The organism is Mesorhizobium sp. M7A.F.Ca.CA.001.08.2.1 (genome assembly GCF_003998455.1).
GTDB lineage: Bacteria > Pseudomonadota > Alphaproteobacteria > Rhizobiales > Rhizobiaceae > Mesorhizobium > Mesorhizobium ciceri.
Window position 1 is genome coordinate 1 of sequence record NZ_RZPW01000215.1, and the last position, 8,652, is coordinate 8,652.

Below are 8,652 nucleotides of genomic sequence, written 5' to 3' on the forward strand. Positions count from 1 at the left end.
CTACCGCTATGGCTGGAGCGAGCAGCAGATCGGCTTCTCGCTCGGCGCCTTCGGCCTGTGCGGCGCGATCGTCATGGCGACGGTGCTGCCGCGCGTCATCCCGAGGCTTGGCGAGTGGAAGACCGCGGTCATCGGCCTGACATTCACGGCAGCCAGCGCCTTCGGCTACGCCTTCGCGTCGCAAGGCTGGATGATCTATGCGGTGATCGTCGTCGGCTGCCTGGAAGCGCTGGCCGACCCGCCGCTGAGGAGCCTCGCCGCCGCCAAGGTGCCGCCTTCGGCGCAAGGCGAACTGCAGGGCGCGATGACCTCGATCTTCTCGATCACCTCGATCATCACGCCGCTGCTCTACACGGCGATCTTTTCCTGGTTCACCGGGCCAAACGCGCCGGTGACCTTCGGCGGCGCGCCCTATCTGCTGGGAGCGTGCTTCCTGACGCTGGCGGTCATCGTCTTTGTGACGAAAGTTGCGAGGCCGGCAGCGCGCACGAATGTCGCCACCGATGTCGCTGAGGATGGAGCACAGGTGTGAGTCACAACCGCATTGCGCTCACCAGGGAGGGCCATCCCGGCAGGGCAATGAGGGGCGACGCTACCGGATCGCGCTAAGCCCGTTCGGCCAGCAATTCCTCACCGCGCTTTTCGCGGATCAAATTGACGAAGCGGCGGAACAGGTAGTGTGAATCCTGCGGGCCGGGCGAAGCCTCGGGGTGATGCTGGACCGAGAACACCGGCCGGCCGGTCAGCGTGATGCCGCAATTCGAACCGTCGAACAGCGAGACGTGGGTTTCCTCGACGCCTGATGGCAGCGAGTCGGCATCCACGGCAAAGCCGTGGTTCATCGAGACGATCTCGACCTTGCCGGTGGTGTGGTCCTTGACCGGATGGTTGGCGCCGTGATGGCCCTGGTGCATCTTGGCGGTCTTGCCGCCCAGCGCCAGCGCCAGCATCTGGTGGCCAAGGCAGATGCCGAACACCGGGATGTCGGTCTTCAGCAGATCCCGGATGACCGGTACGGCATAGTCGCCGGTGGCTTCCGGGTCGCCGGGGCCGTTGGAGAGAAAAATGCCGTCCGGCTGCATGGCGAGGATTTCCTCGGCGCCGGACTTGGCCGGCACCACGGTGACCTTGGCGCCGAGGCCGGCGAGCAGGCGCAAGATGTTGCGTTTGACGCCGTAGTCGATGGCGACGACGTGCATTGTCGGTTCGATCTGTTCGCCAAAGCCTTCGTTCCACACCCAGGGCGTCTCGCGCCAGACCGAGGACTGGCCCGACGTGACCTCCTTGGCCAGATCGAGCCCGATCAGGCCCGACCATGCGGCGGCGCGGCGCTTCAGATCGTCGATGTCGAACACGCCATCGGGCGCATGCGCGATGACGGCGTTGGGCATGCCCTTTTCACGGATCAGCGCGGTGAGCGCGCGGGTGTCGATGCCCGACAAAGCGACGATGCCGCGCTTCTTCAACCACTGGTCGAGACCAGTGCCGGCACGGTAGTTGGACGGGTTGGTGACATCGGCCTTGAACACGGCGCCGACGGCGCCGGCGCGGGCGACCGGATTGAGATCCTCGATGTCCTCGTCATTGGTGCCGATGTTGCCGATATGCGGGAAGGTGAAGGTGACGATCTGGCCGGCATAGGACGGATCGGTGAGGATTTCCTGATAGCCGGTCAGCGCTGTGTTGAAGCAGACTTCGGCGACAGCGGAGCCGGTGGCGCCGAGACCGCGACCTTCGATGACGGTGCCGTCGGCCAGCACCAGAAGGGCGGTCGGCTTTTCCGTGGCCCAAGCGGGGGTCAAGGCGGGCGTCATCTCGGCCATGCGGCACTCCTGTCAGGCCGCGCGCTGCAACCGGCCCGGCGGGCCATCTGCGCGGCAAACGGCGCGAAGCGGCGATTTCGCGGCTTCCACGCAGTCAAATTTCCGTTCATGCAAGGCCCAGTACATAGGGGAAGGGGGCAGGGCGGTCAATGATCATGCGAAATGCCGCCATATTTTATTTCGCCTAGCAAAATCAGTGGCTTGCCTCGGCACATCAGAGTTTGCCTTGGCTCGCCCGCGGCGCTATTGTCCGCGCCGATCGAAGGAGAATGCACCATGCGCGGCAAAATCGCCGAATCCCTGAAGAGCGCGATGAAGGCGCAGGACAAGCACCGGCTGCCGACATTGCGGCTGATCCAGGCCGCCATTCACGACCGCGACATTGCCAATCGCGGGTCAGGCAAGGAGCCGGCCAGCGACGAGGAGATCCTGCAGATCCTGGCCAAGATGGTGAAGCAGCGCGAGGAATCGGCCAAAGCCTTCGATGACGGCAAGCGGCCGGAACTGGCCGCGCAGGAGCGCGGCGAGATGGAGATCATCCGCACCTTCCTGCCGACGCAGCTGGACGATGCGGCGGTAACTGCTGCGGCGCGCGAGGCGATCGCCGCGACCGGTGCGGCCAGCCAGAAGGACATGGGCAAGGTGATCGCCGCACTGAAGCAGAAATATGCCGGCCAGATGGATTTCGGCAAGGCGAGCGGCATCGTCAAGGGTCTGCTGCAGTAGGGTGCTGCTCATCTCGTCGCTTGGGTGGCCGACCGGGCGGAATCCAGATCCGTCCGGAATCCAAGTCCAGGAATTGGAACCCGGATAGCGCCGAGATGTTTATCCGTCATGCAACTGGAGAGATGCCATGACTGAGAACGAAACCCGCTATGAAACCGGTGCGACGAAATATCCGGCAAAGACCGATGCCGACGCTTCCGATGAATTCTCCCAGGATGCGGCCGCCAACGAGAAGCCTGCCGGCGGAATAGGGCTCACCCGCCGGATGGGCGAAGTGGAAGACCGCACCCGCCAGTCGGAGGGACAAAACCCGCCAAGACAAGTCACGCCGAGCGCCGCAACCGAAAAGACGTCCGGGGCCGGCCCCGCTATCGCGGAGCGTTCAAAGGACGCCAAGGCTCCGAAGAGCAGCCAATGAAGCGAAGGCCGGGAGCACTCCTGCGGCGCTTTGGAGATCGGCGGACAAGTGGTTCGCGTAGTTAGCGTTTGCCGATCCCTTCAACGACGATGCGGATGAGGTGCCTGATCTCGTCCTCGCTGAATGACCCGGCCGAAAGCGCCGAAAGCATCGCCTGGCCGTATATTCCAAGCAGGACCAGCGCCATGAAATTGGCATCGTCATCCCTGCGAATGACACCTTGCCGTTGGCCGAGCACCAGAAGGTCCCGGACCAGGCGCTGGAATGAGGGCCGGTCGGGCGGCGGCTGCAGGGACGGACGCTCGGCGGGGGCAAGAGCCAGCCTGGCAAGCGAGGGATTGGCCAGGCACCAGCCGGCGCTGTCGAGAAAGACTGTCTCGAGCATGACGAATACATCTTCGTTCGCCGCCATGCGGGCGCGGTAGGCGGCATCGCCCGCCTCCACGCGGGCGATGAGCCGCAACGCGATTTCTTCTTTCGAACTGAACAGATTGTAGACCGTTTTGCGGGTCAAGCCGGCGCGCGTCGCGATCTCCTCGACCGAGGTGTTGGCAAACCCCATCTCCCGAAACGCCAGGTCGGCGGCATCGAGGATGAGGCTTCGCGACCGTTCGGTCCGCTTTGGGGTTGTCATTTTTATACCCTAGTGTAAATTTACACATATGTAAACTTTTGCTGCGTGACCGCCGCATTGCGGCAGCCGCCAATCCCGCGAAGGGTCGACCGTGGCGCATCGGAATTCAAGCGGCTCTATGGGAAGCAATGTGCAAATGGCTGGTAGTCTCAAGGAATTCGGCCTTGGGATCTGGATTGCGGATGGTCCGATCGTCACGGCGGCCGCCGGCTTTCACTATCCCACGCGTATGGCCGTTATCGGATTGTCCGGGGGCGGTTTGTTCATCTGGTCACCGGTAGAGCTCACGAACGAGCTGCGCGCCGATGTGGACGCTCTGGGCGTGGTGCGCTTCCTGATCCCGCCCAATTCGCTTCACCACGTGTTTCTCGCTGACTGGCAGCGCGGCTATCCCGATGCCAAGGTCTATGCGCCACCCGGCCTGCGGGAAAAGCGCCGAGATATCCTCTTCTGCGGCGAGCTCGGCGATACGCCTGCCGCCGACTGGGCGGACGATCTCGACCAGGTCGTCGTGCGCGGCAACAGGATCACCACCGAGATTGTCTTCTTCCACCGCGCAAGCAGGACAGTGTTGTTCACCGATCTGATCCAGCATTTCCACGCCGGATGGTTCAAGGGCTGGCGGGCGCTCGTAGCCCGGCTGGATCTGATGGTGGCCGCAGAGCCCTCAGTGCCGCGAAAATTCCGCGCCGGCTTTACCGACCGGCGCGCCGCGCGTGCCGCTCTTCAACGCATACTGGCATGGCCGGCCGAAAGAGTGCTGATGGCGCACGGCGAACCAGTGACGGAGGACGCTCAAACGTTCATCCGTCGCGCTTTTCGCTGGCTGGTTGGCCGCTGACTTCCTCGGCGGATTTCGGCGCTTCGAGCACACGGCGCAATGCCGGCGCTTCCTGCTGGATATGATCCCACAGCCGGTTCGCGATCGGCCCATGCGGCCGGTCGCGGCGGCGCGCCACCACCAGTTCGTCGGTGCGGCCCGGCAGATGACGGCCGGCAATGGAGTGCAGGCGTCCGTCCTGCAGTTCTTCCTCGATCAGGAAGCGGGGCAGGTGGCCCCAGCCAAGGCCCTGCAGGATGATCTCCTTCTTCATGCCCTGGTCGGCGACGAGGCATTGCGGCGCGCCTTCGATCAGCGAATAGTTTTGTTGTGGCGAATGGCGGGCGCTGTCACGCATGACGCATTGGGTGAGTGCCTGCATCTGGTCCGGGGTGATCGGCTGCTCGATACGCTGAGGCAGAAAGCCCGGCGCCACCACGGGAATGAAGGACACCTTGCACAAATCGACCCATTCCACCCGCGCATCGCCCTTGTCGACCCAGTGCAGGATCAGGTCGGCTTCGTCGTCGAAGAGACGCTCCCATGGGCCGCCCACCGCTTCGAAATGCAGATGCAGGCGCGTGCCGGGCAACTGTGCGAAGAATCGCCCGAGCATGCCCAGCACCTGCGGGCGCGGGCACAGGTCGCCGATCACCACATGGATCTCGCTTTCCTCACCCATCGCCAACTGGGCGGCATGGACGCGCAAACCGTCCATCTCGCGCAGCAGCGATAGCGCTCGGCGGTGGAACGACAGCCCGGCCTCGGTCGGACGCACGCGATAGCCGCTGCGATCCAAAAGGACGAGGCCGAGCTGTCGCTCCAGCTTGGCGACGGCGGCGAACACCGCGGGGTGCGAGCGATACAGCATGGCCGCCGCAGGCTGAAAACCGCCGGTGCGGACCACCGCATCGAAGCATTGCAGATCGTGCAGGGTGAATTCGGCCATGTCAGTTTTTGTTACAGAGCTTGTCTTATCTTTGTAATATCAACAAAATCGCTCCACGGCTAGGCTCTGTCTCGTTCAACGTTCCAGAAGGAATCTTCATCATGAATGAGCTGAATTTCGTCACAACGGGCGACGGCACGCGCATCGCCTACCGCTTCGACGGCGACGCAAGCAAGCCGGTGCTGGTGCTGTCGAATTCCATCGGCACCACGCTGCACATGTGGGACAGGCAGGTCGGCGAATTGTCGAAGCATTTTCGTGTCCTGCGCTACGACTTTCGGGGCCATGGCGGATCGAGCGTTCCGGTCGGCGCCTATTCGCTGGACCGGCTTGGCCGCGACGTCATCGAGTTGCTCGATGCGCTCGACCTGCAACGTGTACATTTCCTTGGCCTGTCGCTCGGCGGGTTCGTCGCGCAGTGGCTCGGCATCCACGCGCCCGAGCGGATCGACCGGCTGATCCTGAGCAACACCTCGTCCCATCTGGCGCCGGCAAGCTATTTCGACGAGCGGATCGCTGCGGTGCGCCAGGCGCCGGACATGTCGGAAACCGCTGAGACGTTCCTGAGCAACTGGTTCCCCGCGTCGCTGGTTGCCGCCAACGAGCCTGTGGTCGAAGACTTTCGCGCCATGCTGCTGGCTATCGACCGGCAGGGCCTGGCGGGTCTGTTCGCGGCGGTTCGCGACGCGGACCTTCGCCGCACCGTGGCACTGATACCCCGGCCGACGCTGGTGATCGCCGGTCGGCACGACACGGTGACGGCAGCCAGCCACAGCGAGCTGATCGCCGCGACGGTGCCCGGCGCGAAGCTGGTTGTGCTGCCTGCGGTCCATCTGTCGAACATCGAATATCCGGCAGAGTTCATCCAGGCTGTCATCGATTTCTGCGCGGAGCCGAGTGCCGCGACGGCAAAGGCATCCGGCACCAGCCCGGCGGTTGCCGAGCGTTCAAAGGACGCTGCGGTTCACAAGGGCGGGCGCCAGCCGGAGCCTGCGTCAATGTGAGCGCCGGGCCGAGCCGAGCCATCTGGCGAGAAGCTTTTCAACGCCTTTCGGAACGATCCCGTCACCTTGCCATTATCAGCACGAAGGCAGGCTCGGACAGGCAAACGCCGTAACCGACCTTAGAGACGGCCGGCGACGCACCACTTTCGGGCGCCGACACGAACACGCCGGAGGAAAGCGATGACTGGACGCAAAACCCACGATCAACAAATTCGCATCATTGAAGAGCGGGAAAACACAAAGAACGCCGGCAAGGATTTTGATGCCGAGGCGGATCTGAAACGATCAGCGGCGGAACGCGAAGCACTGCGCAAGGGAGCGGACATGAGGACCGACACACCGGACCTCGTCGATCCAGACGACCGCAACATGCTTCGCGGCAAGAATCAGGAAAGCGCCCATCACAAGAACCGTGCCGACGACTAAAGCGCGTCACGGACCAGCAACGCTCCTGGAACATTCGTCATAGATTGGAGGCAGCCCATGGCACGCGGCAGCAAGAAGCACATCGGAGCAGGTTCACAAGGAAAGGGTTCCGGCACAGGCGCCATGACCGTGACGCCAAAAGACAAGCTCGAAGAAAACAAGGTTCTGTCCAATCGCGACAAGGCACAGCATTCCAAAGAACGCGGTTTGGACTCCAGGCAGGTCGCGACCGAGCAGCATCAGGATCATGCCGCCAACCGTTTGCGGGACTGACGCCCGACAGGGGCGCCAGCCTCGGCCTGGCTGTCCGGGGAGCCGTCAGATTCGTGCCATCTCTATTTGACACCGAGGCTTTCGGGCCAGAGCGCCTGGATTTCCTTCGGCAGCACATCGCGCACCTTAGCCGATTGGCCAAGATCAACATGCCGTGCAAGAACTCGGAATACCGAGCGTGCTGCATCCTCGGGATCGACGGGGCGGATCGATTTCAATTCCTCGCCGATGTGCTGCGAGAAGTTTTCCAGGGAGCGCGTTTTGTCCGGCTCGGCTGCGGGCCGGTAGTGGTCGTAATAGGCGCCGCGCACCAGGAGCGGCAGTTCCGCCCCAAGTTTGGCCGCAAGCCCGATCTGCAGCCTGTCCCTTACGGTCCGCAGGACCGCGCCCAATATGTGCCATGCAATTCGCCGATCCGGACCATGATCGTCCATGATCTCGTCGAGCCAGATGTTGGTTGTCTGCAGCGTCCTGTCAAAGACATCCAAACCGGTAGCGCTCATCATCGCCTCCTCATCAAATTCATGTCTGGTTTCGAAACGATGCTCAGGGACAATCGTTTCGCTATCTGTCGACAAAATTGGCTCGGCCTGTGATCCGGCTCTGCCCCGGGATCCACGGTAGCGGTCTTGGTTGCGCCGGAACCCCTTCCGAAGCAGTTCGTTCCTGGGTGGGCGGCTTTGAGGAGCTGGTTGGGGGGAGCGCGTCCTGAACGGATTTTTTGCGATGCCTGCAAGGAAGACAAAAACCAATGAAGGCGAGAACCGACAGCAACTCCTGCAGATGATGACGACGGAGCATTTGGTGCTGGGGACCGCCAGGGCGGCGACTATTCAGGAGGCGAATCAGCGCGCAAATTTGTTCCTGACTTCGGTATCCAGCGCCACGATCGCCCTTGCTTTCGTGGCCCAGGTGACGAGGATGGGGCTTCCTTTCATGCTGTTCAGCCTGATCCTGTTGCCGTGCCTCTACTTCATTGGGCTGGTGACATTCGTCAGGGCTGTGCAGGTGGCCATCGAAGACATGGTCCACGCCCGCGGCATGGCACGCATCAGGCACTGCTACACCGAGCTCACCCCTTCGATGGCGCGCTATCTGGTTCACTCCACCCATGACAACCAAACGGCTCTGCTGGCCGATGTCGGCCTCAAGCCAAGGCCCTGGCAAGCGTTCGCCGGAACCGCAGGGATGGTGAATGTCGTCAACGGTGCCATCGCCGGTGTCTTTGCCGGCGTGATGCTCAAGGTTGTCGTTGGCTCGACGGCCAGTCTCGCCGTGACTGTCGGCATTCTAGCTTTTGCGGTGAGCAACTGGTGCCTGTGGCAACATCACAGGCGCAGTTGGGCAAGCGCGGAACACAAGCTGAAGGTGCTGTTTCCAAACGTGCCGGACAGCGACGGCAAGGCGCGGATCGGATAACCCGTTCGAGAGGGCAGGAGCATCAACTCGCGCTAGAGCGTTTCACGTTTTGACGGAAGCGTACCCGGCTTTTGCGAAGTAGTTTTTGCATTCGGCTGCCTCGATGGTTTCGACGAGGTGGCCGATGTGGCGCCACGTGTCCTCGACGGTGCGTTTCTGA

12 protein-coding genes and 1 pseudogene are annotated in these 8,652 nt (G+C 62.7%); 8 read left to right on the top strand and 5 right to left on the bottom strand.

What is annotated here, in order from left to right:
* Nucleotides 1-532, top strand: a 532-nt coding sequence (locus EN914_RS14865; protein WP_127389138.1) for an MFS transporter, incomplete at its 5' end; no start/stop codon positions are given.
* A 73-nt stretch (nt 533-605) separates the two neighbouring features.
* On the opposite strand, the gene carA is transcribed toward EN914_RS14865, so the two are convergent.
* Complete coding sequence (carA, locus tag EN914_RS14870) at nt 606-1,823, bottom strand: glutamine-hydrolyzing carbamoyl-phosphate synthase small subunit (RefSeq protein WP_013530125.1); 1,218 nt, start codon at nt 1,821-1,823, stop codon at nt 606-608.
* A gap of 276 nt (nt 1,824-2,099) precedes the next feature.
* On the opposite strand from carA, the gene EN914_RS14875 reads away from it, so the two are divergent.
* The gene (locus EN914_RS14875) at nt 2,100-2,549 is read left to right on the top strand and encodes a GatB/YqeY domain-containing protein (protein WP_013530126.1); all 450 of its coding nucleotides are present in this window, start codon (nt 2,100-2,102) and stop codon (nt 2,547-2,549) included.
* A 127-nt stretch (nt 2,550-2,676) separates the two neighbouring features.
* Nucleotides 2,677-2,967 carry a hypothetical protein gene (locus EN914_RS14880; RefSeq protein ID WP_024504115.1) on the top strand — a complete coding sequence of 97 codons (291 nt, stop codon included), beginning with the start codon at nt 2,677-2,679 and terminating at the stop codon, nt 2,965-2,967.
* 61 nt (nt 2,968-3,028) lie between these two features.
* Here the strand turns inward: EN914_RS14880 and EN914_RS14885 are convergent, their stop codons facing one another.
* Entirely contained in the window at nt 3,029-3,601 is a 573-nt protein-coding gene (locus EN914_RS14885) for a TetR/AcrR family transcriptional regulator (RefSeq protein ID WP_013530128.1), read from the bottom strand.
* 136 nt (nt 3,602-3,737) lie between these two features.
* Between EN914_RS14885 and EN914_RS14890 the strand changes: the two genes are divergently transcribed.
* A complete protein-coding gene (locus EN914_RS14890) occupies nt 3,738-4,442 on the top strand; it encodes a DUF4336 domain-containing protein (RefSeq protein ID WP_024504113.1) in 705 nt (234 codons plus the stop codon).
* Here the strand turns inward: EN914_RS14890 and EN914_RS14895 are convergent.
* Nucleotides 4,405-5,370 (bottom strand): LysR family transcriptional regulator, encoded by a 966-nt coding sequence (locus EN914_RS14895; RefSeq protein ID WP_013530130.1) that lies wholly within the window; start codon nt 5,368-5,370, stop codon nt 4,405-4,407. The genes EN914_RS14890 and EN914_RS14895 overlap by 38 nt on opposite strands.
* Nucleotides 5,371-5,471: 101 nt before the next feature.
* Here EN914_RS14895 and pcaD point away from each other — a divergent pair, with 101 nt between their 5' ends.
* From pcaD to EN914_RS14910, 3 genes are all read left to right on the top strand, one after another.
* Nucleotides 5,472-6,374, top strand: a complete 903-nt coding sequence (gene pcaD / locus EN914_RS14900) for a 3-oxoadipate enol-lactonase (RefSeq protein WP_013530131.1) — start codon at nt 5,472-5,474, stop codon at nt 6,372-6,374.
* A 180-nt stretch (nt 6,375-6,554) separates the two neighbouring features.
* On the top strand, nt 6,555-6,800 hold the full coding sequence (locus EN914_RS14905; protein ID WP_013530132.1) for a hypothetical protein: 246 nt from the start codon (nt 6,555-6,557) through the stop codon (nt 6,798-6,800).
* Between the two features lie 57 nt (nt 6,801-6,857).
* The gene (locus tag EN914_RS14910) at nt 6,858-7,073 is read left to right on the top strand and encodes a hypothetical protein (protein ID WP_013530133.1); all 216 of its coding nucleotides are present in this window, start codon (nt 6,858-6,860) and stop codon (nt 7,071-7,073) included.
* A gap of 62 nt (nt 7,074-7,135) precedes the next feature.
* Here the strand turns inward: EN914_RS14910 and EN914_RS14915 are convergent, their stop codons facing one another.
* On the bottom strand, nt 7,136-7,576 hold the full coding sequence (locus EN914_RS14915) for a DUF2267 domain-containing protein (protein WP_024504112.1): 441 nt from the start codon (nt 7,574-7,576) through the stop codon (nt 7,136-7,138).
* 223 nt (nt 7,577-7,799) lie between these two features.
* Here EN914_RS14915 and EN914_RS14920 point away from each other — a divergent pair, with 223 nt between their 5' ends.
* Nucleotides 7,800-8,492 (top strand): hypothetical protein, encoded by a 693-nt coding sequence (locus tag EN914_RS14920; RefSeq protein WP_024504111.1) that lies wholly within the window; start codon nt 7,800-7,802, stop codon nt 8,490-8,492.
* Between the two features lie 42 nt (nt 8,493-8,534).
* Here EN914_RS14920 and EN914_RS38710 read toward each other — a convergent pair.
* A pseudogene (locus EN914_RS38710) lies at nt 8,535-8,652 on the bottom strand (IS630 family transposase); the annotation flags it as partial.